Origin of the sequence: Ewingella sp. CoE-038-23 (genome assembly GCF_040419245.1) — a bacterium.
Classification (GTDB): Bacteria; Pseudomonadota; Gammaproteobacteria; order Enterobacterales; family Enterobacteriaceae; genus Ewingella; species Ewingella allii.
Map to the genome: position 1 here is coordinate 3879989 of NZ_JAZHOH010000001.1, position 24781 is coordinate 3904769.

The following is a 24781-nucleotide window of genomic DNA, read 5'->3' on the forward strand; positions in this document are numbered from 1 at the left end:
TGGCCTCCGTTTTTTGTGCTTAGTGGGTATCAGATTTGTATTGGTAATTCTCAAAATGACCATACTGATAAAATTGCGCCACCCGTGGCTCGACCGAGTTGAGCACCACGCCGGTGATGGTGTGTCCCTGCTGCTCAAAACGCTGCATAGCCAGTTCAACTTCCTTAGCGGATGTCATTTCAAAGCGAGCCACCATTAAGCTGGTGCCGGCATATTTACTGATAATCGCAGCATCGCTGACGGCGAGGATCGGCGGAGTATCAAATAAGACCACATCATAGTTTTTAGTCGCCCAATCGCAGAATTCGCCAAAGCGCGGCGTCAACAGTAGCTCAGACGGATTCGAGGGTGCGATGCCACGAGGAACCAAGTCAAGCTGCGGAAGACAGGTTTTGTAGAGACACTCCGCAATCTTTTTCTGTCCTGAGAGTAGCTCCGCCAACCCCCGATGCTCTTTCAACTTAAAGGGAAGGTGTAAGCAACCTTTGCGCATGTCGCAATCAACCAATAAGACACGTAAGTTCGACTGGGCAAGCACCACGGCCAAATTGCTAATCACGAAGCTTTTACCCACTCCACTGGTAGGCCCAACCACCATCAGAATCTTATTATTGGCCTCTTTGAGTAGAAAGTAGAGACCGGTGCGCAAACTTCTGATCGCTTCTACTACCAAGTCATCGGGATTTTCTATAGCCAATAAACTATGTTTTCGCGGTAGATTTTTTTTCGCCTTAAATAATCTCGTGATGCTTTGGTGCTTGGAATGAGGCAGGCTGCTATACACTTTTAAACCCAGCAACTCGAGTTCATGTGAGGAACTGATGCCGCGTTTCAAGGCGTTTCTCAACAGTACGACACCTAATGCCAGAAATGCGCTGCACATCAGCGCAAGCACTAGCAACATCGGTTTATTCGGCCCCACGGGGTTAGGTAATGTCTGAGCAGAGTCGATGATATGGACATTCCCTACGGTGCTGACCTTCTTAATCTCCATTTCTCGTTGTTTGCTAGTTAACAAAGAATGCATTTCTTGCGCCGTTTGCACATCGCGCGTTAATCGCAAGATGTCCTGCTGCGTTTTCGGCATACCGTTAATTTTTGACTCCAGCGCGGCTTTACTCGCCGATAACGTCTTTCTCTTTTCAGCCAGTGCGCGATACACCGGGTGCGCTTTGGTGTAGCGTTTTGAGAGTTCGGCCTCTTCGAAAGTCAGACCGTTCAATTGCGTGGTTATCGCGACTTCTGCCTCCAAGATGCCACGAGCCTCCATGGGTAAATCAATAGATTCGTTTAGCTGCCTGTAATGCCTGAGGCTGGCTTCACTTTTTTCCAACTGCGACTCTATTTTGGGAAGCTGCTGCTGCAAAAACGCTAGACTTTTACTGGCAGATTCTGACTTACGATCGATATTTTGTTTCAAATAGGCGACACTCAGCTCATCGACGATTTGACGGATTAATACTTTATCCGTCCCCGACAAGCTCAGGCGCAAAACGCCACTGTCCTTGGATGTTTCGGCAACGGTCAGGTTTTTATTGATCGCCTCCATTGCCGCAAATTGACTGATTTTATTTAAGATGAAGATAGAGCCGACTGGCGCATCAACGGCCTGAACCAGAATGCGCAGATCCGGCAAGGTTAATTCTTTGCCAACCTCCCCTTCGGCAGAGACCCCTTCTCCTTGCAAATGAAACCGGCCAGAGTCCATTAGCGTCAGCGTAAAAGGTTTGCCCTGCATCTTCTCGGGTGGGGTAAACAGTGGCACCTTGAGGCGCGTGGTGGGCTGGGGAAATAACCCGCCGATGAGTGGCCATTTCTTCTCTCGCACCACATTATCCAGCGCAAGCACTGATACCGTATTGCCTAATATCGAACGAGACTTTATTAAGGTAATTTCTGTGGTTGCAAGCGACGCATGGCCATTGGCAAAATCAAATATCCCATTAAGTAAGCTACTGCCGGTGCTTTTATCGAGTTGAATCAAAGCATCAGCCTTATAGACGGTAGGCATGCTCCATACACAGAGAAAACCCAATAGAAAACCTGTTAGCGTAATGCCTATCAGCATCTTCTTAGCGTCAATTAATACCCCTAGCAAATAGCGCAAATCAATGTCGTTTTCTTGGTGCACATCCTGATGCGGTTCGCCTTTAGCAAGCATATTTATTCCTTTGGCATTCATTTTTCGGCCATTGTTAAAGCATTACGCCACTGTTGAGCACAGCGCCGCAGCTGCAATACAACATCGTCATATAAGCTTTGCGCTCGACGGAAAGGGTCACATATATCCATTTGATCACTCCAGTGACCAAACAGTAACGTTTTCCCCTGAGCTGCTGGTGCAATATGAGCAAGCTGAGAGATATGTTGTTTTTCCATTACCAGTATTAAGTCGCAATCCCGACACAACTCCTGTGTCAGCTGGCGAGCAGAATGACTCTTTAAAGTGATACCGTGCCGAATTGCGCTTTCAGCCATGATAGGGTCAATATCATAACCGACTAGTGCACTCAGCCCCGCAGAGCGAATCGAATGGTCAGGGAGGAAATCTTGTAATAACTGCTCCCCAATCGGCGAGCGACAAATATTACCAACGCAGACCACCAGAATAGTTTTTAAATTTAATTTTTCCAAGTTCCCACCCAGCGGATCGATTCTGTCATGCTATGGATACCGGTTATGGTTGGGACTAATTGACTAATAACTCTATTCCAACGGCTAATTGGTGCAGTGGTGACATACACAATATCATAGGGCTGGAGTACGAATTCCGTTCCTAAAATAAGTGAAGTGGCGTCTCGCGCATCCAATTGATAAATAGAGGCAATCTTTTCACCTTGTCCGCGATGGGAGCGAATAACAAAAATCCCCTTGGCATCGCTGGTCATTTGGTCAATGCCCTCAGCGTTTCCTAACGCCTCGGTCAATGTCATTCCGCTGCGGTCCATTTTTAATGTAGTTTGCTTTTTCACCTCCCCCATCACAAACACTTTTAAATTATCGTTACGCGGGATATATAAAATATCCCCATTCAATAATAAATAGTTTTGGCTTAAATTCCCTTTGTTAAACAACTCATATAATGAAATGACCTGCTCTTTCCCTTGGCGAGTTAATACAACATTATTCCAGTCAGCATGTTCACTTATTCCGCCAGCCTGATTAATGGCATCGACCACCGTGAGGGGCACGTTGGTAATAGGTTGCTGTCCGCTGCGATTGACCTCACCCGTGACATGCACTTTTTGTGACCGGAAAATGGCAACGCTCACATCGACTTGCGGCGACGTAATAAATTGGGCGAGTTTGCGAGTGACTAGATTGCGAACCTGAGAAACCGTTTTTCCCTGCACATGCACATTACCGATGTAAGGGTAAAAAATCGTCCCGTCGGAATGCACCCAATTCCCCGTATCGCCAGCACTACGATATTGTCCTGCCGGCGTGGTCAATTCAGGATGATCCCAAACGGTCACCATCAGGACATCCCCCACACCAATCTCATACTCGTAATTCTTTACCTCATCATCCAATTGATTATTGGATTTAGCTGACACGGGCGAGCGCCGTAATGTATCCACCAGCTTGGGCGTAATGGGATAGACATCCACTAACTTATTTATGTCCTCAATAGGTCCGGCGGATTTAATAACATTTTTATCTGAGGTGGAGAGTTTAGAGCCGGGAGTGATCTGACAACCACTGACTGACATTGCTGCAATTAAGGCGGTAATTAATTGTATATTTTTAATTTTTTCCATTTCATGTCCATTGATATCGAAAAGTAAAAAAATAGTTATGTAATTTGATTAACTCATTATTATGGATTGATAAAAGTCGGGCATCCTTCGACTTATTCATTAGAATATCTAATGCAATAGATTGTTAATTTGAAAAGTAATTTAAATAAAAGGAACGACACATAAAACTCAACAACCCTGCATTCGTCCTGAACTGGCACTTAGTTTTCGCAAACTATAGCAATGATAAATTAAATGCAACATGATGGGAACGGGGTAAGAAATAAAACCATCAACTAAAATAAAATGAAATAATAAACAGCAGTAAACAATAGAAATAACAGCAATTAAACAATCAACTAATAACTAGCACTTATAGATATCAATAAAAAAGCGCGGCTATTATCCTAGCCGCGCTCACGCTGTGTATCTAAAAAGAGTGTTTATTTGGCAATCACATACCCCATGATGCGCTTCCACCCCACCGGTTTCTTCTCGATATAAACGCCCTGTAACTCAGGCGAGAAGCCCGGCAGCTGGTTGATTCCTTCCTCTAGCGCCATAAAGTAACGCTGCACCGCCCCGCCCCAAATTTCGCCGGGAACGACGCACAGCACGCCCGGTGGATACGGCAACGCACCTTCGGCAGCAATGCGCCCTTCTGCTTGGCCAATTGGCACCAGCTCGACGTTATCGCGAATAAATTCGCTGTGCGCGTCCTGGGCGTTCATTACCACTTTCGGGAAACTGGCCTCACGGAACATCTCCTTTTGCAGTTCTTTCACATCAAAACTGACATAAAGGTTGTGCATTTCCTGACACAGCTGGCGAATGGTGTAGTCGCGATAGCGCTCTTCGTTTTTGCGATACACCGTCGGCAGCACTTCGCTCAGCAAGGCATCCTCTTCAATATAACGCTCAAAGCGCGCGATCTCATCCACCAGCAGCTGCATCTTGGCCGGGGTTTCCGCCGGAGTCAGCAGGAACAGAATCGAGTTGAGGTCGCACTTCTCCGGCACAATGCCGTTCTCGCGCAGATAGTTAGCCAAAATAGTGGCCGGAATGCCGAACTCGGTGTATTTGCCGCTGGCAGCGTCAATGCCCGGTGTGGTCAACAGCAGTTTGCAAGGATCGACGAAATACTGCTTTTCGGCGTAACCTTCAAACGCATGCCAGTTTTCTCCTGGCACGAAGTCAAAGAAGCGCACATCATTGGCCATTTTCTCGGTTTCATGATGCTGCCAAGGCTTGCCGTCAATCACCGGCGGCACGAACGGCAGGATCATTGAACACTGGTCGAGCAGCATTTTGCGCGTCTCAATCCCCAGCTTCACACACTCCATCCACATATGCTTGCCACTGCCGCCGGCGTGAATACGCGCGTTGACGTCCAGCGCGGCAAACAGCGGATAGAACGGGCTGGTCGAGGCGTGCATCATAAACGCATTGTTCAGCTTTTTATGGCTGCAATGACGCTTCTGCCCCTTGATATGGTTATCTTTTTTGTGGATTTGCGAGGTCTGGGAGAATCCGGCCTGTTGCTTGTGTACCGACTGGGTCACGATGATGCCCGGATCATTTTCATTCAAATCCAGCAGCAGCGGCGAGCACTGCTCCATCATCGGAATGAACTGCTCGTAGCCGACCCACGCCGAGTCAAACAGGATGTAATCACACAGATGGCCAATCTTATCCACCACCTGGCGGGCGTTGTAAATCGTGCCGTCATAGGTGCCAAGCTGAATGATCGCCAAACGGAACGGGCGCTTCTCATTGGCACGCTGCGGAGCGACGGCCTGAATCTGTTTACGCAGATAGGACTCGTCGAAACAGGCTGCGTCGATGCCGCCAATAAAGCCAAACGGGTTACGCGCGGTCTCCAAATAAACCGGCGTTGCCCCGGCCTGTAGCAGCGCGCCGTGGTGGTTGGACTTATGGTTGTTGCGGTCGAAAAGCACCAAATCATCGCGGGTCAGCAGCGCGTTGGTGACCACTTTATTGGCCGCCGAGGTGCCATTGAGCACAAAATAGGTTTTATCCGCGCTGAATACCTTGGCGGCATATTTCTGGGCATCTTTGGCTGAACCCTCGTGGATCAGCAGGTCGCCCAGCTTCACATCAGCGTTGCACATGTCGGAACGGAAAATATTCGCGCCAAAAAAGTCATAAAACTGGCGGCCCGCCGGATGGCGACGGAAAAACTCACCGCCCTGATGCCCTGGGCAGGCAAAGGTGGCGTTTTCCATCTCAACGTACTTCTTTAAGGTGTCAAAGAACGGCGGGAAAAGCGCCTCTTCATAAGTCTGCGCGGCGGCTTCAATCTGCGCCGCATAGAACGCCTGATTGGCATCCGACAGCGTCACCACGCCTTTGAGCATCAACAAATAATCAGGAGAAACCTGCTCTGCCCCCTGCACTGCAACAAATGCCGGGATACCAAAACCCAGCGAATTTATCTCCGACAGCTTGCCGCTGTTCAAATCACTCACGGAGATAATAATGGCCGCCACGTCGGCGTAGTCAGCACGGCGCAGATCCACCACCGCGCGGTGCGACTCTATGTAAGGGGCCACGGAGGCACTTGCTGCAAGTTTTAAAAGTTTCATAGGACTCTCAAACGGTTAAGTAAGAGGGTGTGCCAATCGGCACGGCAATGGGCGGGTTCTTAAAGCGAAACGCAAAGATCCAGCCCGGCAAAGTGACGTGTACGTGAGCGTGATGTCGAGCGAGTGCGATGCCAACAGGCAAAGGGATTACGGTTCGAAGGTCAGGCTCAGCCACGTCTGGTAGACATCAGTAAAACCAGAGAACGCTCTGTTTTTAATCATGCCTAACAGCCAGCAAGGTAGCCTTACCGCATGGAAGGAACTTCTGAAGTAGAAAAACGGCGAACGCGACGTTCACCACGCACGGAGGAGTTCATCAGCGATGGGTGACGCTTGCAGGAAGCGCGATGTGATAAACCGGTCATGCCGCAACCCTCATGAGCTGTCGCGAAAAAGGAAAGTTCTTAGCGTAGAAATCGCCGCAATAATGTCACTATTCCCCCCCTGTTTCAAGCTGGATAAGTCGCCAAATTCCTCTCAAAATGCAACATTTTTAAGCTATTCATTTGACTGAATTTCCTAGGGTGCTAACCCAGAGTTTTCACACCCTTCGCGGCGAACCAAGCCGTATTGGATTAAAAAACACCATTCGGATGATTCGATTAACGCTTACGCAAAAAAGCCGTTGACGACGTAGGCCCAATACGGTTTAATGCGCCCCGTTGCCCGGATAGCTCAGTCGGTAGAGCAGGGGATTGAAAATCCCCGTGTCCTTGGTTCGATTCCGAGTCCGGGCACCATCTTTAAAGAAACCAGCCTATGGCTGGTTTTTTGCTTTCTGGCGTTTGGACTCTCCATCGAACTGCGTTCGATTATTCGTCTCATCCTGAGACTCACCCCTTCGGGGCCAGCGCAAGCGCTGTTCATCGGCGCTGACGCACCACGTTCACTCGCCAAATCCCAAAGCACACTAGCACCAGCGCGATGGCGTAGCGCCATTCGAAGATACTTTCTTGCAGAAAAATCGACGAGAGAACGGCGCCGGAGACGGGGATTAAGAAGTTAAACGGGGCAATCATCCCGACGCGGTTATGCTTGAGTAACAGGCTCCACAGCGCGAAGGCGATGGAGGATAACAGCGCCAAATAGCCGAGGATCGCAGCTGATTCCCAACCGTGAAACTCTAGCGTGCCGCCGCAGGCATAGCCGCCCAGCGTCAACACCACGCCGCCAATGCCCAGCTGCCAGCCGGTCATCACCGTCGGATCGGTGGTTTGCGAGATGCGTTTGCCGTAGAGCGAGGCGGCAGAGAGGATAAATGCCGCTAATACCACGAAGCCGTCGCCCATCCAGCTAAAACTAAAATCCATCAGTTGGCTGTTGAAGTTCACCACCATCACGCCGGCAAAGCCCAGTACGCAGCCCACCACCTTGTTGATGCTGAGTTTGTCATTCTGATAAATAAAGTGCGCCAGCAGCACGCTGAAGAAGGTGCCGGTGGCATTCATAATCGAGCCTTTAACACCCGTGGTGTAGGCCAGCCCAATATAGAAGAAGATGTATTGCAGCGCGGTTTGCGTCACGCCCAGTATGGCAAGCTGTGAATACTGATGGCGAGATAAACGCGCAATAGGTTTGCCCTGTAAAAAAGCAAATGCCAGCAGCAGCAGGCCCGCAATGATGAAACGGTAACCCGCAAAGACAATTTTGCCCGGCAAATCGTCCGTCGCTATCTGGAAAATTTCATAACCGTTTTTAATCGCCGGGTAAGCACTGCCCCACAGCAAACAACAAAACGCAGCCCCCATCCAGACAAATTTCTTATTGGTAAATAGAGAAACGTTACTGTTCACATCCTTTCCTTTAGCCAGTTTCAGCGGCGCGTCCATCACGCAGGTGAGATTCATTATTCCCGATAACACACTGACTTACCGTAATAAGCCTCAAAACTTTGTCTCAAGCTGGAAATAATAGTCGAGTCGCAAAAAAGGAGTGGCGAGAAGGTAAGGCGTGAACCCAGCCGAAGAGGATAATTTCCCCTTCGGCCAGAACGGGGAATCGGTGACGTCTGAAACGTTATTGCGCGTGATTGAGGACGGCGATGACCTGTGGATTAAAGTAATTCACCTGTAACATATATTGTTTGCCGAGAATATTGCCCTTGCCCAGCCAGTTAATTCCGCCGTACGTTCAATAAAATTGGCGCGTGCAGCTCAGTTAGGCATTGAATATCCACGAATAACCAAGGCTCAGCGATTACTGAATGCCAAGGATGAGATTTAAGGTAACTATGAATATTCTTTTCATCTGTAGCCAGAATCAATGGCGCAGCCCGACAGCTGAACAGGTTTGGCGTAATTACCCTGGTCTATCGGTGAAGTCCGCCGGAACCAGCCGTAACGCCAAAAAAAGCGTAACGGCAGACATGCTGAAGTGGGCTGACGTGGTTTTTACCATGGAGCAGAAACATAAGAGTCGTCTTGTCGCTGATTTTCCTCGTTTTCTTGAGCACAAGTCGGTCCATGTATTAGATATTCCCGACGATTATCAGTACATGGATCCCGAGTTGGTCAGTATCGTGAAAGAAACTGTCAGTCATCGTCTCGGCCTTGAGTAATACTAAGCCGCCAGCCCATTTTTTAGGCTAGCTGGCGGCTTTTCATTTTGCTCGGCTAGATAGCTCTTACCACCAGCATTTGCATTTCGACACAATTAAACGCCCCGTCCTGAGGTGCTTTTCTCGCTATTATCCTGTCTACAGATGAAGCACGGCTTCACGAATGACTATTGCCACGGTTAATGGTTTTAAACGGGATACACTATGCGTCTTTCTAAATGGGTTTTGTTATCGGCTTCTGCTTTGTCTTTCACGCTGTTGTCCGCTCAGGCCGCCAACGCCGCGTCAAACTCACATGAGATCCAATCGTTCTTCAGCGACTCAATTCAATACTCGATCGGCAGCAAAGTGCCGGCGCTTTATCGCACCAAGCCTTATGAAATTGTTGAATGGCAAAAGCGCAATCTGCCAGCGCCGACGCCAGACACTCACTGGACCTACATCGGCGGCAACTACGCGCTTATCACCAATTCCGACGGCACCATCACTAAAGCGGAATCGGGCGATATTTTCTTCCAGTAATCCCTGATATCAATACTAAAAGGCCGCCTGAGTGAGCATCACTCGGCGGCCTTTTTTGTTTTAATTCTGCTATTCATCTTGGATTTATTTGCTGGAAAGGATCAGTTTTAAGCCTAACAGCATTAAAACGGTCCCCGCCACGCGGTCAATCACCGTCTTGAATCTAATATAGGCTTTTTGCGATTTCTCAACCGACAGCACATAAGCCACGAAGGAGTACCAGCCTGCGTCGATAATAAAAGAGACTAAAGGCAGGACAACATAATAGTAAGCCGGAATGTGCGCGGGCAGCAGCGCGGTGAAGATACTGGCAAAGACTACCGCCGTTTTAGGGTTACTTAACTGAGTAAATAATCCGTCGCGGAAGGTCTTCAAATAGCGTGGCTTAGACTGCCCCACGATAGCCGTTTCCACCACCATAGGATCTTTAGAATGTTTAAGGATTTTATAGGCCAGATAGAGCAAATACAGCCCGCCAAACACCTTCAATCCCCAGTATGCCAGCGGCACGGCGAGTAAAAATGCCTGCAACCCTAAGAGCGCGATGATGGCGAAAATCGCCGCGCCGGTCCCCGTCCCCAGCGCTGTCGCCAGCCCGTGTTTACGAGATTTCGCAATCGCGTTTTGCGCGACATAAACAAAGCTTGGCCCCGGGCTCATCGCCCCGATACTGATTGTCCCTGCAATGGCCGCCACCGTCAGATAACTGTTCATTATTATTATTCACCCTAATTTTCCGATTAATACGTCACGTGTTTGTGCTACGTAAACAGGTACTCGTTGATAACATTACCCTGACAATAAAGGATAGGAAATAAGCAATTGTTTAGGATTATGAAGATATTGTAATTCGCCGATTCGCGCCCGTTAATTGGCTGATAAGCAGGATATGTTCCGGCCGCGAATGTAATAAGTGCGAATCGAACGTCATGCCCTTCAGCGCCTCTACAGGCTTGTGCTCTCAGCCCATTTCACTAAATTTCTGCTAAATCCTTTCAGCTCTAAATCTGCAACTTTGCCCGTTGATCCTTCAGCGATCTGTGTTCATTATTCAAACTTGTATGCAAGTACCTCACATACAAGATGTGGATCAATTAAGAATCCTAAAAATAAGGGTAATGAACATGCAACTTGCTGATTCTTCCATGGAAAAACAGGTTATTAGAAAACTCTCCTGGCGGCTCCTGCCGATACTGGTCGCCGGATACCTCATCGCCATTATCGACCGCGCCAACATTGGTATCGCGGCCCTGACCATGAATGCCGACATCGGGCTGACGGCAGCGACCTTCGGGCTGGCGGCCGGGATGTTCTTTATCCCCTACATCCTGCTTGAGCTGCCTTCGAATCTGGCGTTGGAGAAGGTCGGCGCGCGCTGGTGGATAGCCCGCATTATGTTCACGTGGGGGATCATCTCTGGCGCGCATATGTTCGTCTGGAATGACAACAGCCTGTACGTGATGCGCGCCCTGCTGGGTGCGGCAGAAGCCGGGTTCTTCCCGGGCATCGTCTTCTACCTGACACTCTGGTTCCCGGCGGCGTGGCGCGGGCGCATCGTCTCCTCCTTTATGGCCAGTATTCCGGTGGCGCTGATCATCGGCACGCCTATTTCCAGCATGCTGCTGGAAATGCACGGCCTGCTGGGGCTGAAAGGCTGGCAGTGGATGTTCCTGCTGGAAGCCTTACCGGCCATTGTGCTGGCCTTTGTGGTGCTATTCACCCTGCCCAATCGCCCGGAAGACGCCAAATTTTTAGCCGCAGATGAGAAGCAGTGGCTGCTGACGACGCTGGCGGCGGAGCGCAACCTGCTGCCGCCGCGTAAGCACGGTAACTTATTGAAAATGCTGTTTAGTCCGCGCGTTTTGCTGTTCTGTCTGGCCTATTACGGGCTGACCAACCTGAACGGCGCGATCAGCACCTTCCTGCCAAGTATTGTGAGCGAAACCGGCCTGAGCCATATCCAGACGGGCTTCGTCACCATCATCCCTTATGTGTTTGGGCTGGCGGGCATTCTGCTGCTCGGCAAGCTTTCTGACCGCCCCGGCTCAAGGCTGTTAGCCAACTATTTGGCGCTGTTTATTTCCATGTTTGGCCTGCTGGGCGCGGGTTACTTCAGCGAACCGCTGGTGCGCATGACCTTCCTGTGCGGCGCGGCGTTCGGCTTCTTCGGCGCGATGCCGGTGTTCTGGTCACTGCCTTCGCAGTTCCTTTCCGCCTCGGTCGCGGCGGGCGGTATCGCGATGATTAACTCGCTCGGCAACCTTTCCAGCGTGATCAACCCGTGGATCATCGGCACCATTCGCGACAAAACCGGCAATTACAACGCAGGGTTCTTCTGGCTGGCGGCCATGGCGCTGCTCTCCGTGCTGACCCTCACCCTGATTGTCCGCCTGTGGAAAACCCCTTCCCAGCGCGATGAAAGTCCTAACGCTGAAAAATTGAAAAGTCCAAAAGGAGTCTGTTGATGAAGATTATTGATGTGCGTTTGCGCCAGCTAGAAGGCGTCTTACCCACAGAAGGCCCAATCTGGGAGGAGCGGCTGGCTCGCCCGTTGGATATCTATGCCGACTACCGCGTGCGCGATGACCACGAGGGCGGCGAGCAGCTTAAAGACGGCTTTGCCATTAGCACCGTATATCTGGAGATCGCCACTGATGAAGGCGTCGACGGGCTGGCCGGGCCGATTCCGCGCTCTATTGCTTCGATCATCGCCAGCCACCTGCGCCGCCTGCTGATTGGCCAGGATCCGCGCGACAGCGAGCGCCTGTGGGATCAGATGCATCGCGCGCTGGTGCACGGCCGTCAGGGTGAAGCGATGATGGCTATCAGCACCGTGGACTGCGCCCTGTGGGACCTGCGCGCCAAGTGGATGCAGCAGCCGGTGTATCGCCTGCTCGGCGGATCGGCGCGAGAAAGCATTCCGGTTTACGCCTCGATGCTTGGCTTCTCGGTGCAAGATCTCGGGCTAGTGCGCGAACGCGCGCAATACTACAAATCGCTGGGCTATTGCGGGCAGAAATGGTTCTTCCGCCACGGCAGCATGAGCGGTCGCGAAGGGCTGAAGCAGAACATTGAGCTAGTCAAAACGCTGCGCGACGCGGTGGGGGAAGACTATGATCTGATGTTCGACTGCTGGCAGTCGATGGATGTCACTTACGTGATGGAGCTGGCGCAGGCTATCGAGCAGTACCGCCCGCGCTGGCTGGAAGAGTGCGTGATGGCCGACCGCCTCGACAGCATGCGCCGCCTGAAAGACAAGCTGAGTATCCCGATGGCCGGCGCCGAGCACGAGTACACCCGCTGGGGCTTCAAACGCTTTTTCGACGCTCAGGTGTTGGATATTATCCAGCCCGATATCTACTGGTGCGGCGGGCTGTCCGAGACGCTGAAGATCGCCGCGGCGGCCACTATGCATGATCTACAGGTGGTGCCGCACGGCCATTCGACCATCGCCACGGCGCATTTCACCGTCACCCAATCGCCAATCCACACGCCGTTCCAGGAGTATTTGGTGAAGTGGAATGACATCCACCAGCACTTCCTGCAATCCCCATTAGTGCCGGAAAACGGCGTGATTCGCGTGCCGGAAACGCCGGGGATGGGCATGGCGCTGAACCGTGAAAATATCCATAAAGAGACGCTGATTTTCCCCGCTTAATCGGACATGTGGGCGGTAGCTGGTGCTAGCGCCCACATTGGCCGGGGTAAACTTGCATATAAGAAGCAAGCATGTAAGTATTTCTTCCTCTTCGGATTCTTGTTGTTAAGGCACACCACGTCATGAGTACAGGGAAAAGCGCCGCCAGTTGGACCATGAAAAAAATCGTTCGCCCGCAGTCGCTAGCACTCAGGATGGCGGACCAAATCCGCGAGCTGATCGTCAATGGTGAAATTGAATTAGGCACGCTGATTTCCGAAAACGACATTGCCAGTAAGCTGCAAGTGAGCCGCACCCCGGTGCGCGAAGCCCTGCAAAAGCTGGAAACCGAGCGTTTGGTGCAAATCATTCCCCAGCGCGGCACCTACGTTTTCCAGTTCAATGAACAAGAGATGCAGCAAACCTGCAAAATGCGCGAGATTTTAGAGTCCGGTGCTTTAGGCATTGCGCTGGCGCGCGACCGCGAAGGCTTAATTGCCGCGCTGGAAAAGCAGCTTAAGCTCGGCAACAAAGCGCTAAATGGCGATCCAGACAGCTTCCGTGCCGCCGACGCCGGCTTCCACATGGCCCTGATTGAGTTCAGCCAGAATCAGGAACTGATTTACGCCTACCACAACATCATCAATCGCATCCGTGCCCTGCTCAATCGCCTCGCGAAAACCACTGAGGAGCTGTCGGGTTCGCAAAAAGATCATGAGGATTTCGTCGCCATGCTGCGCGAAGGGCGAGACGCCGACGCCGAGCAGCACCTGCGCTGGCACGTCGGCGGCCTGCTGCGCATGTTCCAGCAGAAGTATTGAGGCTGTCCTGAAGAGACAAAAAAAGCGCTGGGTTCAGCGCTTTTATTTGCTCATCAATGTCGAATTAGCCTCAGTTAACCCCGGCCAACAGCTGACAGTAGCGAGCGATATCCACATTGCCGCCGCTGATGATCACCCCGACTCGTTTACCTGCAAGCTGCTCTTTCACCGTGCGCGCGGCGGCATGGCCCAGACAGCCGGTCGGCTCTACCACCATTTTCATCCGCTCGGCGAAGAAGTGCATGGATTGCACCAGTTGCTCATCGGTCACGGTCAGCACGTCATCCACGTTGCGGCGAATGATTTCAAAAGTTTGGTGGCCCAGTTGCTGCGTCTGCACGCCATCGGCAATGGTTTTAGGCGTTTCAATCTTCACCCGCTTGCCGCTGCGAAACGACTGCTGACCGTCATTGCCCGCCAGCGGCTCGACTCCGTAGACCCAGCAATTTGGTGAAAGCGCCCGCGCAGCCAGCGCCGAGCCGGAGAGCAAACCGCCGCCGCCCAGACAGACAAACAGCGCGTCCAGCTCGCCCACTTCCTCGAAAAGCTCCTTGGCCGCCGTGCCCTGCCCGGCAATTATGTGCGGATGGTCGTAAGGCGGGATCAGCGTCAGGCCGTGCTTTTGCGCCAGATCGCGGCCGATCTGCTCGCGATCTTCGGTATAACGATCAAACAACACCACCTTGCCGCCATAGCCCTCGGTGGCAGAGATTTTGGCCTGCGGCGCGTCCTTCGGCATCAAAATGGTCGCAGGGATCCCCAGCATTCTGGCACACAGCGCGATGGCCTGCGCGTGGTTGCCCGATGAAAACGCCACCACGCCCGCCCGCTTCTGCTCATCGCTAAACTGCAACAGGGCGTTCATCGCGCCACGAAATTTAAAAGCGCCCATGTGCTGGTAGTTTTCACATTTGAAGAACAGCTTGGCTCCCAGCTCTTCATCGGCGGTGCGCGATGTCATGACCGGGGTTTTTCTCACATAGGGTTCGATTCGGTGGGCAGCGGCAGCAACATCAGCATAAACAGGCAAGGCAACATCACTCATTTTTCTCTACCTAGGGTCAGCGGGATGAAATGACAAAATATATAAAATTAGACATAACGTCTATATTTGTAACCTGTAAGTTTGACGAAAAATCTAATTATAGATAACTTATCAGCCCAGCTCGGCCGGAAACCAAGAGAAAAATTATGTCAGGATCGTCAGAGAAGTGGCTGCTCGACCAGCTCAACGCGGTAGCCGCAGGGCTAGGAGAAACCTTTGCGCCCTTTGCCGAAGTGGTGCTGCACGATCTTCGCGACCCGCAGCATTCGATCATTGCGGTACACAATAATTTGTCCGGCCGACAGGTTGGCGAACCTACCACCGAGATGGGGCTGGCGCGTATCGCTTCCCCCGATTACCCGAGCCTTATCACCAATTACGCCAATAAATTCGCGGATGGCAGGCCAGCGAAAAGCACCTCGATCGGCATTAAAGATCCGCAAGGGAAGTACATCGCCGCGCTCTGCATCAACGTCGATATGACGCTGTTTCGCGGCATGCAGAGCGCGCTGGCGCAGTTCACCAGCATCGCGACTGACAGCGTGAGCGAGACGCTGGGACCGGCGGGCACCGAGGCTATTCGGCAATATATCGATAAGTTTGCTGCCCGGCTGGCCTCCACGCCGCGCGCGCTGAAAACCGCCGAACGCAAACTGCTGATGCGCGAGTTGCAGGAAAATGGCCTGCTGGAAGTGAAAAAATCAATGGATACCGTGGCGCAGCATTTGGGGGTGTCCCGCGCCTCGATTTATCTGTACGCCAAAGAGTAAGGCGCTATTTTTGCAGGCTAACCAGATAAGCGCAGAACATATCGGCCATCGCATTGGCGTAGGTGTCGATTTCTGCGGCAGTGCGTGGGGTTTCGGAGAACTGTTTACCCGTGGCGCTTAGCGCGTTGGTGATCAGGTCGCCCGCCAGTGCGCGCGTCTCGGGGCTGGCGTCGGGCAAGGCTTTTTGCATGAAAACGTCGACGATGGCGTCCCCTTTCACCCTCACTTCCTGCGCCTCTGGCGCATCGCGATACAGCGGCGCGGCGTCATTGAGCGCCACGCGCATCTCCGCCTCTTCGCACTCCGAATGAATAAAAGCGTGGACCAAGTTGCGCAGCCGCTGTAACGGCGTTTTCTCATCATCATTCAAGATACTGCGCAGCATATCGGTGGTCTGCTGCCACTCGTCGCGCTGCAAACGGAACAGAATCGCCGCCTTATTGGGGAAATATTGGTAGAGCGAGCCGATGCTCACCCCGGCCTTCTCCGCCACCCGCGCGGTAGTGAAACGCTGCGCCCCTTCCTTGGCCAGAACCTGAGTAGCCGCCGTCAGGATAGTCGCCACCAGCTCGGTCGATCTCGCCTGAAGTGGTTGTTTTCTCGATGAAATTTGTGGGGCGCGGCGTTCAGTCATCGGGGCCTCGGAATGCGAATAGTTAAATGCGAATGATTCGTCATATTATAGTGGCGTGCAACGTCGCACTCAATCTCAGACTGGAAATAAGCCATGAATACTCTGACTTCCGCCCCACTCGCACCCCTACTTGATCGCTTATTTGCCGAGGCGCGAGAAAACTTACCGGCAGTCGATCCGGCGCTGCTCAACATGTCTGACGACGAGCGAAAACGCCTCAAGCAAAGCAAAACCGAATACGTCAATCTGTACAGTATGCTGAAGGATTTCCCCCTTGCGGTATCGCGCGAAACCGGCGCGCTGCTCTACATGCTGGCGCGCTCGAGCAATGCCAAAAACATCGTTGAGTTCGGCACCTCGTTTGCCATTTCCACCTTGCACCTCGCGGCCGCGCTGCGCGACAACGGCGGCGGCTTGTTGATCACCAGCGAATTCGAATCTTCGAAAGTGATGCGCGCCAGAGAAAACCTGCAAGCTGGCGGGGTCAGCGATTTGGTAGATATCCGTCAAGGCGACGCGCTGCAAACTCTGAGCGCTGACCTGCCTGAAAGCATCGACATGCTGCTGCTCGACGGCGCCAAAGCACTTTATCCGGATATCCTAAATCTGGTGGAAAGCCGCCTGAAACCGGGCGCGCTGATCATCGCCGACGACGCCGAAGACAGCCCGGAGTTCCTGACCTACATCCGCGCCGAGAACAGCGGATACCTCTCCGTCCCCTTCGCCGACGACGTCGAATTATCGATGCGCCTAGGGTGATGGCATCAGCGTTAAGACACAAAAAAGCCCCAGAGTTGGGGCTTTTGTTTGGGGCCTTGGGAAAGCAAAATCACCCCAATTACTTCGACAAGCTTTGCGCGGCTTTCTCAATCAGTTCGGCGACTTTTTGCGGCTGTGAGGCGAAGACGGCGTGGCTGGCTTTCACTTCAACCACTTTACTGTCGGCGCGTTTCGCCATGAAGCGTTCCAGATCTGGGTTGATGGCGCGGTCCTGGGTTGCGACCAATGCCCAGCTTGGCTTGGTTTTCCAGGCCGGTTCGGCGGCCGGGGTGCCAAAGATAGCGGCGGCTGGCATCACCTGAGAGCGGGCCATAAAGTTGGCTTGTGCCGCTGGCAGGTCGGCGGCGAAGTCGGCGTGGTAGACCTCAGGTTTCAGGTATAAGAAGTGGTCGCTGGTTTGTTCAATGCCTTGAGTGGCTTGCGGAATTTTTGCCGACAGGCCCGCCAGCGTTTCGCCTTTTTCGGGTTGGAAAGCGGCGATATACACCAGCCCGGCCACTGACGGGTCCTGCCCTGCTTCGCTAATGATAAAACCACCGTAGCTATGCCCTACCAGCAAAGATTTCCCCGTCTGCTGGCCCAAAATGCGGCGTGTCGCGGCGACGTCATCGGCCAGCGAGGTTTGCGGTTCTTGCACAATCGACACGTGATAACCAGCCTTGTCCAAGATTTTGGTTACGGCCTGCCAGCCAGAACCATCCGCGAAAGCGCCGTGGACCAACACGATATTTTTCACCGGCTCGGCGAATGCCGCGCTCTGTGCCGCAAAAGCCAGTGCCAGACCAGCTGCCAGAGTCGTCAGGGTTTTCTTCAACATGATGATTTCCTTCATTTTAGGGTTGGATAAGGGATATCTATTTAGTTATCGCAATATTGTTTATCGCGATAACTAAATTGAAGTTAAAACTATCAGCATTGGCTTAGGTGTCAAGCTATTTGTTATCGCGATAGATAATTATTTACCCACAATGGTATGATGTTGCCAAGACCGACGCTAAAGGAGCACCCCGTGACACATCGTCCCCGCCTGGCGGAGCAGCTTTGTTATTCCATCTATTCCACTTCCATCGCCATCAAGCGGCTGTACAAGCCCCTGCTTGATGCCATGGGCGTGACCTACCCGCAATATCTGGTGCTAAACGTACTTTGGGAACAGGGGAAACAGTCTATTGGCGGCATTGGTGACACCCTGGCGCTGGAAACCAGTACCCTGACACCGTTACTTAAGCGTTTGGAAAATGAAGGTTTTATTGAGCGCGTGCGCAATCCGCAGGATGAGCGTCAGGTGATGATTTCCATCACGGACAAAGGAAAGCAGCTGGAAGAAGAGTCGATTCGCCTGTCCGAAACGCTGTTTTGCAGTTCGAATCTGGAGTTGAAAGAGTTACAGCGGCTGAATCAGGAGATCGTTGCGCTGCGCGACAATATCGCGCAGCGCAACGGTTAAGTCTCTATTTAGGCTGGCGTTTATCTTCAGTACGCAGATCAAAATCCGAGGCGTCATGGCGCTCGTGGAGTTGGTCTGCCGGGTCACCGAAGGTGCGGTTTACCTTGCGCCCGCGTTTCACTGCCGGGCGGTTGGCCACTTCTTCGGCCCAGCGCTGGAAGTGCTTGTAGGATTTGAGATCAAGGAACTCAGCGGCGTCGTACAGGCCGCCCTGCGCCAGGCTGCCGTACCACGGCCAAATCGCAATATCCGCAATCGAATACTCGTCACCCGCAATAAAGCGATGGTTGGCTAACTGGCGATCCAGCACGTCGAGCTGGCGTTTCGCTTCCATGGTAAAGCGGTTGATGGCGTATTCGATTTTGAACGGCGCATAGTTGTAGAAATGGCCGAAACCGCCGCCCAGATAAGGCGCAGAGCCTTGCAACCAGAACAACCAGTTCAGGGTTTCAGTGCGCGCAGCAATCTCTTTTGGCAAGAAATGGCCGAACTTCTCTGCCAGATACAACAGGATCGCGCCAGATTCAAAAACGCGGATCGGCGGCGTTACCGAGTGGTCAAACAGCGCCGGAATTTTCGAGTTCGGGTTCACTTCCACAAAGCCGCTGGAGAACTGATCGCCTTCGCCAATGCGAATCAGGTGCGCGTCATATTCCGCCTCGGTCACGCCCAGTGCCAACAGCTCTTCCAGTAAAATCGTCACCTTTTGGCCGTTTGGCGTACCTAGCGAATAGAGCTGCAACGGGTGCTTGCCGATTGGCAACACTTTCTCGTGCGTTGGACCAGCAATCGGGCGATTTATCTTCGACCAGTTACCGCCATCTTGTTGATTCCATACCCAAACCTTTGGAGGCTGATAGTTATTTTCCGACATGGATCACTGCCCTCTGTAATAGGATTCATTGGTGTTCATCAAGATTGAGCATAGCCTTGATGATGGCAGTTGATCTATTTAGTTAGTGCTCACCCTCAAGGTGATTAAAGAGGGGGCAGGCGACGCTTTACCGGCGTGGCTTTAACCAGCGACGTGTTGCACTGCGCGTAATCAGCAATAGGATCCAGGATCTCATCGAGATGCTGCATCGACCGGACCTGTAGGCGCATCACGAAGCAATCTTCGCCGGTGACTTTGTCGCACTCGCTGCATTCTGGCATCTGCTGAATCAGCTTCTGCACATAGTGTAACTGCCCAGCTAGCGGCTTAACGCGCACTATCGCCATCAGCGGATAGCCCAGTGCTTCAAGATTGATGGTGATACTAAACCCTTCAATAATATGATTTTCTTCCAGCCTGCGTACCCGCTCGGCGGTTGCCGGAGCCGATAACCCCACCTGCTCGCTAAGGGATTTAATCGACAGTCTCGCGTCCTGCGCCAGCAGTTTTAAGAGCAATCGGTCGATTTTATCAATATTCATTTTTCCTCTGCCTTATACCAAACCCGCTTATTTTTAATAAAAAGGATTCACAGCCAAATAACCTTACTTAAATAAGCTTTGAGTCCATCTCGCCTTGCTATCTGCATATTATGCCGCCCCTTTTGTGAAGATAATAATCTCCATCGACTCTCTTTATAATTAACAAATTACGGGATGAAAAATGAAACAGCTTGAGATTGCCGACAGCTACCAACTGGATGATTTACGCATTGTCGAACGCCAGAAACCGGCATCGCCCGGCCCCGGCGAGGTGATGGTGAAAATGGGCGCGGTTTCGCTCAATTTCCGTGATTTGCTGGTCGCCACGGGTAACGGGCACTGGCGACCAACGCCGGGCCGCGTGCCGGGTTCCGACGGAGCAGGACGGGTGGTTGAAGTGGGCGAAGGCGTGACCCGTTTCGCCGTTGGCGATCGCGTCATCACCACCATTTTGCCCAATTGGATTGCCGGGCCGATGACCGAGGAAAACTCCAGAGGCTCACTGGGCGGTGTGGCGGTAGACGGCGTACTGGCCGAGTATCGCGTGCTGAATGCCGAGTCGCTGGTTCTGGCCCCTGACTATTTGACCGACGCTCAGGCCGCCACCTTCCCGACCGCCGGGCTCACCGCATGGCATGCCTTGCAGCGCGCCGGCAAGCTCGGCCCGGACAGCACGCTGCTGGTTCAGGGAACCGGCGGTGTTTCCCTGTTCGCCTTACAGATAGGCTTGGCTGCGGGAGCTAGAGTTCTGGCGACGTCAGGCTCAGATGCGAAGATTGAACGCCTCAAAGCCATGGGCGCGCACGCCACGGTGAATTACCAGCAGCGGCCGGAATGGAGCCAGGATGTTCTGGCATTAACGGGGGGCAAAGGAGCCGATGTCACAGTGGATATCGGCGGCGCCTCAACGTTGCACCACTCAGTGAAGGCCGCGGCGCATTATGGCGTCATTTGCATCGTCGGTCTGACCGGCGGCCTAGAAGCGACCTTTAACGTGTCACAGGTATTCTTCAAAAACCTGCGCATTGAGGGGATCGAGACCGGCTCGCGCGAAATGCTTGAAGCCATGCTCAGCTGGTTTAGCGCCCGGCAGATTGTGCCAGTGGTAGACAGTATTTATAGCTTTGAGAACAGCCGCGAGGCCTTCCTCCACCTGCAATCTGGCCAGCACGTGGGCAAAGTCTGCATCACCTTCTAACTTCATCAATAACAAAAAAGCAGCGGTTTCGGCCGCTGCTTTGCTTGAGGGTGATCCCGACACAGGAACGGCTTTAGGCCTTGGCGGCAGCGGCCGGTGTGGCGCGAAAAGCTACGCCAAAACGGTTGAAGGCGTTCATCAGGCCAATGGCATAAGTGAGATCGGCCAGCTCCTGCTCGCTAAACTCGGCGATGGCCGCCGCATACTCTTCATCCGGCACGCCGGTTTCGCTAACGCGAGTGACGCTTTCCGCCCAGCTCAGCGCCACGCGCTCGCGGGCAGTGAACACGGCACCGGCCTCATGCCATACCGGGACCAGCACCAGCTTTTCCACCGATAAACCCGACTTCAGCAGGTCGCGGGAGTGCATATCAATACAGAACGCACAGCCGTTGATTTGGGAAACGCGCAGGTAAACCAAGTCAATCAGCGCCTTCGGCAAGCTGCCTTTCAGCAGCGTTGAGTACACGGCGCCAAAGGCTTTATAACCCTCTGGGGAGGCTTTGGCGTAGTCGATACGTTGAGTCATGATACTTCCTTAGTGTTGTCGTTTTGAGAACACCAGAATGAAGAATCTTGGCCTGCATCGAAAGCGCCATAAAGTGTCTATTATTCCAGACCATGATTAGGCGGTGGGGATGGTGCCCCCGTCAATAACGAACTCGGTGCCGCTGATGGATGCCGCACGTGGCGACACCACGAAGGCAATCAGGTCGGCCACCTCGCGCGGTTTAGCCGGTCGTCCCAGCGGAATTCCTCCCAGAGAGTCCATAATGATCTGCTTACCGCCCTCGTAATCCGTGCCCGCCTGCTCGGCGAGGCGCTCGGCCATCGCCACAGCGGCGGTGGTTTCCACCCAGCCCGGCGAGACGCGCACCACGCGCACGCCCTGCGGCGTCACCTCTTTCGACAGACTTTTACTGTAAGTGGACAGCGCCGCTTTCGCCGCCGCATAGGCAGTAGTGGATTCCGGCAGCGGCAGCTGATGCTGAATAGAGGTGACGTGGACAATCACCCCGGCGCCCTGTTTGAGCATCTCTGGCAGCAGAGCGCGATCGAGCCGCACCGCCGACAGCAGATTGAGATTTAGCTCGGACAGCCACTGCTCGTCATCCAGCGCGGCAAAACCGCCGCCCGGCGCAGTTGAGCCGCCCACCACGTTAACCAGCACGTCGATCCCGCCAAGCTGCTTTAAGGTGGCGGCAGCGACCTCGGCGCAGCCCTGCGCGGTGCTGACGTCGGCGGCGATATAGTGCACATCATCCCTCGCGCCTTGGGAGACATCCCGCGCGGTGGTAATCACTTTCGCGCCCACTTCTCGCAAAACTTGCACCACGGCTTCGCCCACGCCCTTGGTGCCGCCGGTAACCAAAACTCTCGCGCCCGCCAAACCTAATTCAAAACTCATGTTGATGCCCTCAGTGGATGTTCATTTCCAGCTAAGCATCGCGGTAAAATATATTGATAACAAGTACATACAATTAAGTCGGGTACATACTTAAAAGTAAGTTTTTTGAATTTAAAGGCGAAAAGCGCCAATATTATTTACTATAAAAAAATGACAACGATAAATGAAAACAGCGCGCCCCCGCCGCAGGGCCAGGGCCACAAGTACACCCGTGAAACAGCCGCCATCGGCGTCGAAAAGGTGATTAAACTGCTGGATGGGCGGTGGAAACTGCTCATTCTGTTTCAACTTTTCGGCGGCCGGGTGCTGCGCTTCTCCGATCTTGAACGGGCAATCCCCGCGGTCTCGCAAAAGATGCTGATTCAGCAACTGCGTCAGTTGGAAAGTGACGGCATCGTCAAACGCATCGTCTACCCCGAAGTCCCGCCGCGAGTGGAATACTCGCTGACGGAATGGGGGCAAGACCTCTGTCCGGTGCTCGACGCTTTGCTGAATTGGGCGGCACTGCGTGAAGCGCAGGCGGCGGACTAGCGCGGCCTGCGGCTGGATCACTGCGCTGGCTTCGTCAGCTGCGATGCCTTCCACAGGGAGCCGGGGTTAACGCGGGTTGGGTAGAGCGCCAGCATGGCCTGATAAAGCTGCCCGGCGCTGTCGGTTTCCTCGGCGAGACGATTGAAGTCCAGCAAATACTGTTTAGTTTTGGCAATATTCTCCGGCGCGTCGTCGTTTTCCGGCACTTTATGGCCCGCCACTACATAAGCTGGCTTGAGCGCCGCAAGGGTGTCCAGCGCGGCAATCCACTCCAGCCGACTCTGCTTATCCGTCTCCCCAAGAAAAGGGTGAATGCCGTTGTATACCACGTCACCCGCCACGATTAACTCGAGGGAGGGGACATACAGGCTGGTGGATTCCGCAGTATCCGTGCGGCCAGTATGCACCACCAACAGCTTGTGCCCTTCCAGCTCGAACTCGTCGCTGCTCAGCGGCTCGGCGGCAATCAGCCGGTCGTCGATTTCACCCGGAAACAGCTTGCGCCAGAAACCGTCCACCGAAGCCGGAGCAAGGTGGGCATGCATCGCCTTAACAATGGCCGGAGCCGCCACCGCGCGGGCCTGCGGGAAGTGTTCCAAGAGCGGGGCCAGCCCGAAGAAGTGGTCACCGTGGCCGTGGGTGATGTAGATCGTGGTCAGGTTTTTGCCGCTGGCAATCACCCAGTCCAACAGCGTTTGCGACTGCTCTTTGGTCAGGAAGGTATCGACCAGCACGGCGTCTTTCTCGCCATAAATCAGGGTGGCTGAATTAGCGACCCACATCAGCGACTCGAGGCCGGCAGGAATATCCCGGCTTAGGCCAGGGCGTTTAATGGTTAAAACATCCCATTTCAGGGCGGGTTTGCTCATGGTGCTTGCTCCGTAGTGAAGAGGGGTATCAATTGACAGTCGAAGGCGTAACGGCTATAAATAAAATATGACCGGTCGGTTTATATTGTCAAGACAATTGGAGAACAACGATGAACAGCCCTGCTGAAGCTGATAAGAGAGGCCGCCGTGGGCCGAAGCCCAACCTGAATACCCGCACCAATCTAGTTCAGGCCGGGCTGCAAACCTTCCATCGCGAAGGCTTTGCCGCGACGGGCATTCAGAGCATCGTTGAGCAGGCGGGCGTGCCGAAAGGCTCTTTCTACAACCATTTCGACAGCAAAGAGACCTTTGGCGCCTCGGTGGTGGATGCCTATTTCGAGCGCGCACAGGCCAGACTGGATAGCGCGTTCGGCAATGCCGAGCTGGCGCCGCTGGCTCGGCTGGAGGCCTATTTCGACAGCCTGATCGTGGCTTTTCGCGACAACAAGTTCAGTAAAGGCTGCCTGATGGGCAATCTCAGCGCCGAAATCGCCGACCACAGCGAAGCCATTCGCCTGCGCCTGGTGGAGCAGTTCGCCGCCTGGTGTCAGGTGATTGAAAATTGCCTGCTGGACGCTCAGCGCCAAGGGCAGCTCGACAGTAATTTGTCCGCCAAGTCACTGAGTGACTTCATTCTAAATTCTTGGGAAGGCGCGCTGCTGCGCATGCGAGTGGAGAAGAACGACTCGCCTTTGCTGGAGTTTAAGCAGTTTGTTTTTGGGCATTTGCTGGGCTAGGTTTGTTTATTGGTCGCAGAAAACGCTATGCTGGCAGGAATTTCGCATTATACAGAGATAGCC

At 53.2% G+C, this 24781-nt stretch carries 26 protein-coding genes and 1 tRNA gene; 13 read left to right on the forward strand and 14 right to left on the reverse strand.

Annotation, left to right across the window (positions count from 1 at the left end; genetic code table 11):
* Positions 1–19 precede the first annotated feature (19 nt).
* From V2154_RS18575 to speF, 4 genes are all read right to left on the reverse strand, one after another.
* Complete coding sequence (locus V2154_RS18575) at positions 20–2161, reverse strand: polysaccharide biosynthesis tyrosine autokinase (RefSeq protein ID WP_353503385.1); 2142 nt, start codon at positions 2159–2161, stop codon at positions 20–22.
* Between the two features lie 17 nt (positions 2162–2178).
* A complete protein-coding gene (locus V2154_RS18580; RefSeq protein WP_353503386.1) occupies positions 2179–2634 on the reverse strand; it encodes an arsenate reductase/protein-tyrosine-phosphatase family protein in 456 nt (151 codons plus the stop codon).
* Complete coding sequence (locus V2154_RS18585; protein WP_353503387.1) at positions 2622–3761, reverse strand: polysaccharide export protein; 1140 nt, start codon at positions 3759–3761, stop codon at positions 2622–2624. Before V2154_RS18585 ends, V2154_RS18580 begins: the two co-directional genes overlap by 13 nt.
* A 422-nt stretch (positions 3762–4183) precedes the next feature.
* On the reverse strand, positions 4184–6346 hold the full coding sequence (gene speF / locus V2154_RS18590) for an ornithine decarboxylase SpeF (RefSeq protein ID WP_353503388.1): 2163 nt from the start codon (positions 6344–6346) through the stop codon (positions 4184–4186).
* Between the two features lie 664 nt (positions 6347–7010).
* Between speF and V2154_RS18595 the strand changes: the two genes are divergently transcribed.
* Positions 7011–7086: transfer RNA gene (locus V2154_RS18595), tRNA-Phe, on the forward strand.
* Positions 7087–7209: 123 nt separating this feature from the next.
* Here the strand turns inward: V2154_RS18595 and V2154_RS18600 are convergent.
* Entirely contained in the window at positions 7210–8094 is an 885-nt protein-coding gene (locus V2154_RS18600; protein ID WP_353504028.1) for a DMT family transporter, read from the reverse strand.
* Between the two features lie 202 nt (positions 8095–8296).
* Here V2154_RS18600 and V2154_RS18605 point away from each other — a divergent pair, with 202 nt between their 5' ends.
* The 3 genes from V2154_RS18605 to V2154_RS18615 all read left to right on the forward strand — a co-directional run bounded on the left by V2154_RS18605 (position 8297) and on the right by V2154_RS18615 (position 9425).
* Positions 8297–8419 (forward strand): hypothetical protein, encoded by a 123-nt coding sequence (locus V2154_RS18605; RefSeq protein ID WP_353503389.1) that lies wholly within the window; start codon positions 8297–8299, stop codon positions 8417–8419.
* Between the two features lie 157 nt (positions 8420–8576).
* A complete protein-coding gene (locus V2154_RS18610; RefSeq protein WP_353503390.1) occupies positions 8577–8903 on the forward strand; it encodes a low molecular weight protein tyrosine phosphatase family protein in 327 nt (108 codons plus the stop codon).
* 204 nt (positions 8904–9107) lie between these two features.
* Positions 9108–9425 (forward strand): RcnB family protein, encoded by a 318-nt coding sequence (locus tag V2154_RS18615; protein ID WP_034793172.1) that lies wholly within the window; start codon positions 9108–9110, stop codon positions 9423–9425.
* An 84-nt stretch (positions 9426–9509) separates the two neighbouring features.
* Here the strand turns inward: V2154_RS18615 and V2154_RS18620 are convergent, their stop codons facing one another.
* Complete coding sequence (locus tag V2154_RS18620) at positions 9510–10139, reverse strand: LysE family translocator (protein WP_353503391.1); 630 nt, start codon at positions 10137–10139, stop codon at positions 9510–9512.
* A 410-nt stretch (positions 10140–10549) separates the two neighbouring features.
* Here V2154_RS18620 and V2154_RS18625 point away from each other — a divergent pair, with 410 nt between their 5' ends.
* The 3 genes from V2154_RS18625 (at position 10550) to V2154_RS18635 (ending at position 13883) form a co-directional block, all read left to right on the forward strand.
* The gene (locus V2154_RS18625) at positions 10550–11890 is read left to right on the forward strand and encodes an MFS transporter (protein WP_353503392.1); all 1341 of its coding nucleotides are present in this window, start codon (positions 10550–10552) and stop codon (positions 11888–11890) included.
* Positions 11890–13083, forward strand: a complete 1194-nt coding sequence (locus tag V2154_RS18630; RefSeq protein WP_353503393.1) for an enolase C-terminal domain-like protein — start codon at positions 11890–11892, stop codon at positions 13081–13083. Before V2154_RS18625 ends, V2154_RS18630 begins: the two co-directional genes overlap by 1 nt.
* 122 nt (positions 13084–13205) lie before the next feature.
* Positions 13206–13883 carry a GntR family transcriptional regulator gene (locus V2154_RS18635; RefSeq protein WP_353503394.1) on the forward strand — a complete coding sequence of 226 codons (678 nt, stop codon included), beginning with the start codon at positions 13206–13208 and terminating at the stop codon, positions 13881–13883.
* A gap of 70 nt (positions 13884–13953) precedes the next feature.
* Here V2154_RS18635 and V2154_RS18640 read toward each other — a convergent pair whose 3' ends face one another.
* Positions 13954–14928 carry a threo-3-hydroxy-L-aspartate ammonia-lyase gene (locus tag V2154_RS18640; RefSeq protein ID WP_353503395.1) on the reverse strand — a complete coding sequence of 325 codons (975 nt, stop codon included), beginning with the start codon at positions 14926–14928 and terminating at the stop codon, positions 13954–13956.
* A 146-nt stretch (positions 14929–15074) separates the two neighbouring features.
* On the opposite strand from V2154_RS18640, the gene V2154_RS18645 reads away from it, so the two are divergent.
* Positions 15075–15698, forward strand: coding sequence for a helix-turn-helix transcriptional regulator (locus V2154_RS18645; RefSeq protein ID WP_353503396.1), 624 nt, complete (start codon positions 15075–15077; stop codon positions 15696–15698).
* 4 nt (positions 15699–15702) lie between these two features.
* Here V2154_RS18645 and V2154_RS18650 read toward each other — a convergent pair whose 3' ends face one another.
* Positions 15703–16332 carry a TetR/AcrR family transcriptional regulator gene (locus V2154_RS18650; RefSeq protein ID WP_353503397.1) on the reverse strand — a complete coding sequence of 210 codons (630 nt, stop codon included), beginning with the start codon at positions 16330–16332 and terminating at the stop codon, positions 15703–15705.
* Between the two features lie 93 nt (positions 16333–16425).
* Here V2154_RS18650 and V2154_RS18655 point away from each other — a divergent pair, with 93 nt between their 5' ends.
* Complete coding sequence (locus tag V2154_RS18655) at positions 16426–17091, forward strand: O-methyltransferase (protein WP_353503398.1); 666 nt, start codon at positions 16426–16428, stop codon at positions 17089–17091.
* A gap of 79 nt (positions 17092–17170) precedes the next feature.
* Here the strand turns inward: V2154_RS18655 and V2154_RS18660 are convergent, their stop codons facing one another.
* Positions 17171–17929, reverse strand: coding sequence for an alpha/beta hydrolase (locus tag V2154_RS18660; RefSeq protein WP_353503399.1), 759 nt, complete (start codon positions 17927–17929; stop codon positions 17171–17173).
* Positions 17930–18121: 192 nt separating this feature from the next.
* On the opposite strand from V2154_RS18660, the gene V2154_RS18665 reads away from it, so the two are divergent.
* Positions 18122–18559, forward strand: a complete 438-nt coding sequence (locus tag V2154_RS18665) for a MarR family winged helix-turn-helix transcriptional regulator (RefSeq protein WP_034793198.1) — start codon at positions 18122–18124, stop codon at positions 18557–18559.
* Positions 18560–18563: 4 nt separating this feature from the next.
* Here V2154_RS18665 and yghU read toward each other — a convergent pair whose 3' ends face one another.
* Positions 18564–19433, reverse strand: coding sequence for a glutathione-dependent disulfide-bond oxidoreductase (gene yghU, locus V2154_RS18670; RefSeq protein WP_353503400.1), 870 nt, complete (start codon positions 19431–19433; stop codon positions 18564–18566).
* A gap of 104 nt (positions 19434–19537) precedes the next feature.
* Positions 19538–19975: an Lrp/AsnC family transcriptional regulator gene (locus tag V2154_RS18675; RefSeq protein WP_353503401.1), complete on the reverse strand. Its 438-nt coding sequence runs from the start codon at positions 19973–19975 to the stop codon at positions 19538–19540.
* A 181-nt stretch (positions 19976–20156) separates the two neighbouring features.
* Between V2154_RS18675 and V2154_RS18680 the strand changes: the two genes are divergently transcribed.
* Positions 20157–21173, forward strand: coding sequence for a zinc-dependent alcohol dehydrogenase family protein (locus V2154_RS18680; protein ID WP_353503402.1), 1017 nt, complete (start codon positions 20157–20159; stop codon positions 21171–21173).
* Positions 21174–21246: 73 nt separating this feature from the next.
* Here V2154_RS18680 and V2154_RS18685 read toward each other — a convergent pair whose 3' ends face one another.
* Together V2154_RS18685 and V2154_RS18690 are read right to left on the reverse strand one after the other, a co-directional pair.
* Positions 21247–21702 (reverse strand): carboxymuconolactone decarboxylase family protein, encoded by a 456-nt coding sequence (locus V2154_RS18685; protein WP_353503403.1) that lies wholly within the window; start codon positions 21700–21702, stop codon positions 21247–21249.
* Positions 21703–21798: 96 nt separating this feature from the next.
* On the reverse strand, positions 21799–22581 hold the full coding sequence (locus tag V2154_RS18690) for an SDR family oxidoreductase (RefSeq protein ID WP_353503404.1): 783 nt from the start codon (positions 22579–22581) through the stop codon (positions 21799–21801).
* Positions 22582–22731: 150 nt separating this feature from the next.
* On the opposite strand from V2154_RS18690, the gene V2154_RS18695 reads away from it, so the two are divergent.
* Positions 22732–23112 carry a winged helix-turn-helix transcriptional regulator gene (locus V2154_RS18695; protein ID WP_353504029.1) on the forward strand — a complete coding sequence of 127 codons (381 nt, stop codon included), beginning with the start codon at positions 22732–22734 and terminating at the stop codon, positions 23110–23112.
* 17 nt (positions 23113–23129) lie between these two features.
* On the opposite strand, the gene V2154_RS18700 is transcribed toward V2154_RS18695, so the two are convergent.
* Positions 23130–23981 (reverse strand): MBL fold metallo-hydrolase, encoded by an 852-nt coding sequence (locus V2154_RS18700; RefSeq protein ID WP_353503405.1) that lies wholly within the window; start codon positions 23979–23981, stop codon positions 23130–23132.
* Positions 23982–24091: 110 nt separating this feature from the next.
* Here V2154_RS18700 and V2154_RS18705 point away from each other — a divergent pair, with 110 nt between their 5' ends.
* Positions 24092–24718, forward strand: coding sequence for a TetR/AcrR family transcriptional regulator (locus V2154_RS18705; protein ID WP_353503406.1), 627 nt, complete (start codon positions 24092–24094; stop codon positions 24716–24718).
* The last annotated feature ends 63 nt before the right edge of the window (positions 24719–24781 follow it).

Excerpts from the sequence above, each read along its gene's own strand:
- V2154_RS18575 (WP_353503385.1), bottom strand. The coding sequence starts at position 2,161 with ATGCTTGCTAAAGGCGAACCGCATCAGGATGTGCACCAAGAAAACGAC.
- V2154_RS18585 (WP_353503387.1), bottom strand. The coding sequence starts at position 3,761 with ATGGAAAAAATTAAAAATATACAATTAATTACCGCCTTAATTGCAGCA.
- speF (WP_353503388.1), bottom strand. The coding sequence starts at position 6,346 with ATGAAACTTTTAAAACTTGCAGCAAGTGCCTCCGTGGCCCCTTACATA.
- V2154_RS18600 (WP_353504028.1), bottom strand. The coding sequence starts at position 8,094 with ATGGGGGCTGCGTTTTGTTGTTTGCTGTGGGGCAGTGCTTACCCGGCG.
- V2154_RS18610 (WP_353503390.1), top strand. The coding sequence starts at position 8,577 with ATGAATATTCTTTTCATCTGTAGCCAGAATCAATGGCGCAGCCCGACA.
- V2154_RS18615 (WP_034793172.1), top strand. The coding sequence starts at position 9,108 with ATGCGTCTTTCTAAATGGGTTTTGTTATCGGCTTCTGCTTTGTCTTTC.
- V2154_RS18620 (WP_353503391.1), bottom strand. The coding sequence starts at position 10,139 with ATGAACAGTTATCTGACGGTGGCGGCCATTGCAGGGACAATCAGTATC.
- V2154_RS18625 (WP_353503392.1), top strand. The coding sequence starts at position 10,550 with ATGCAACTTGCTGATTCTTCCATGGAAAAACAGGTTATTAGAAAACTC.
- V2154_RS18630 (WP_353503393.1), top strand. The coding sequence starts at position 11,890 with ATGAAGATTATTGATGTGCGTTTGCGCCAGCTAGAAGGCGTCTTACCC.
- V2154_RS18635 (WP_353503394.1), top strand. The coding sequence starts at position 13,206 with ATGAGTACAGGGAAAAGCGCCGCCAGTTGGACCATGAAAAAAATCGTT.
- V2154_RS18640 (WP_353503395.1), bottom strand. The coding sequence starts at position 14,928 with ATGAGTGATGTTGCCTTGCCTGTTTATGCTGATGTTGCTGCCGCTGCC.
- V2154_RS18645 (WP_353503396.1), top strand. The coding sequence starts at position 15,075 with ATGTCAGGATCGTCAGAGAAGTGGCTGCTCGACCAGCTCAACGCGGTA.
- V2154_RS18650 (WP_353503397.1), bottom strand. The coding sequence starts at position 16,332 with ATGACTGAACGCCGCGCCCCACAAATTTCATCGAGAAAACAACCACTT.
- V2154_RS18655 (WP_353503398.1), top strand. The coding sequence starts at position 16,426 with ATGAATACTCTGACTTCCGCCCCACTCGCACCCCTACTTGATCGCTTA.
- V2154_RS18660 (WP_353503399.1), bottom strand. The coding sequence starts at position 17,929 with ATGTTGAAGAAAACCCTGACGACTCTGGCAGCTGGTCTGGCACTGGCT.
- yghU (WP_353503400.1), bottom strand. The coding sequence starts at position 19,433 with ATGTCGGAAAATAACTATCAGCCTCCAAAGGTTTGGGTATGGAATCAA.
- V2154_RS18675 (WP_353503401.1), bottom strand. The coding sequence starts at position 19,975 with ATGAATATTGATAAAATCGACCGATTGCTCTTAAAACTGCTGGCGCAG.
- V2154_RS18680 (WP_353503402.1), top strand. The coding sequence starts at position 20,157 with ATGAAACAGCTTGAGATTGCCGACAGCTACCAACTGGATGATTTACGC.
- V2154_RS18685 (WP_353503403.1), bottom strand. The coding sequence starts at position 21,702 with ATGACTCAACGTATCGACTACGCCAAAGCCTCCCCAGAGGGTTATAAA.
- V2154_RS18690 (WP_353503404.1), bottom strand. The coding sequence starts at position 22,581 with ATGAGTTTTGAATTAGGTTTGGCGGGCGCGAGAGTTTTGGTTACCGGC.
- V2154_RS18695 (WP_353504029.1), top strand. The coding sequence starts at position 22,732 with ATGACAACGATAAATGAAAACAGCGCGCCCCCGCCGCAGGGCCAGGGC.
- V2154_RS18700 (WP_353503405.1), bottom strand. The coding sequence starts at position 23,981 with ATGAGCAAACCCGCCCTGAAATGGGATGTTTTAACCATTAAACGCCCT.
- V2154_RS18705 (WP_353503406.1), top strand. The coding sequence starts at position 24,092 with ATGAACAGCCCTGCTGAAGCTGATAAGAGAGGCCGCCGTGGGCCGAAG.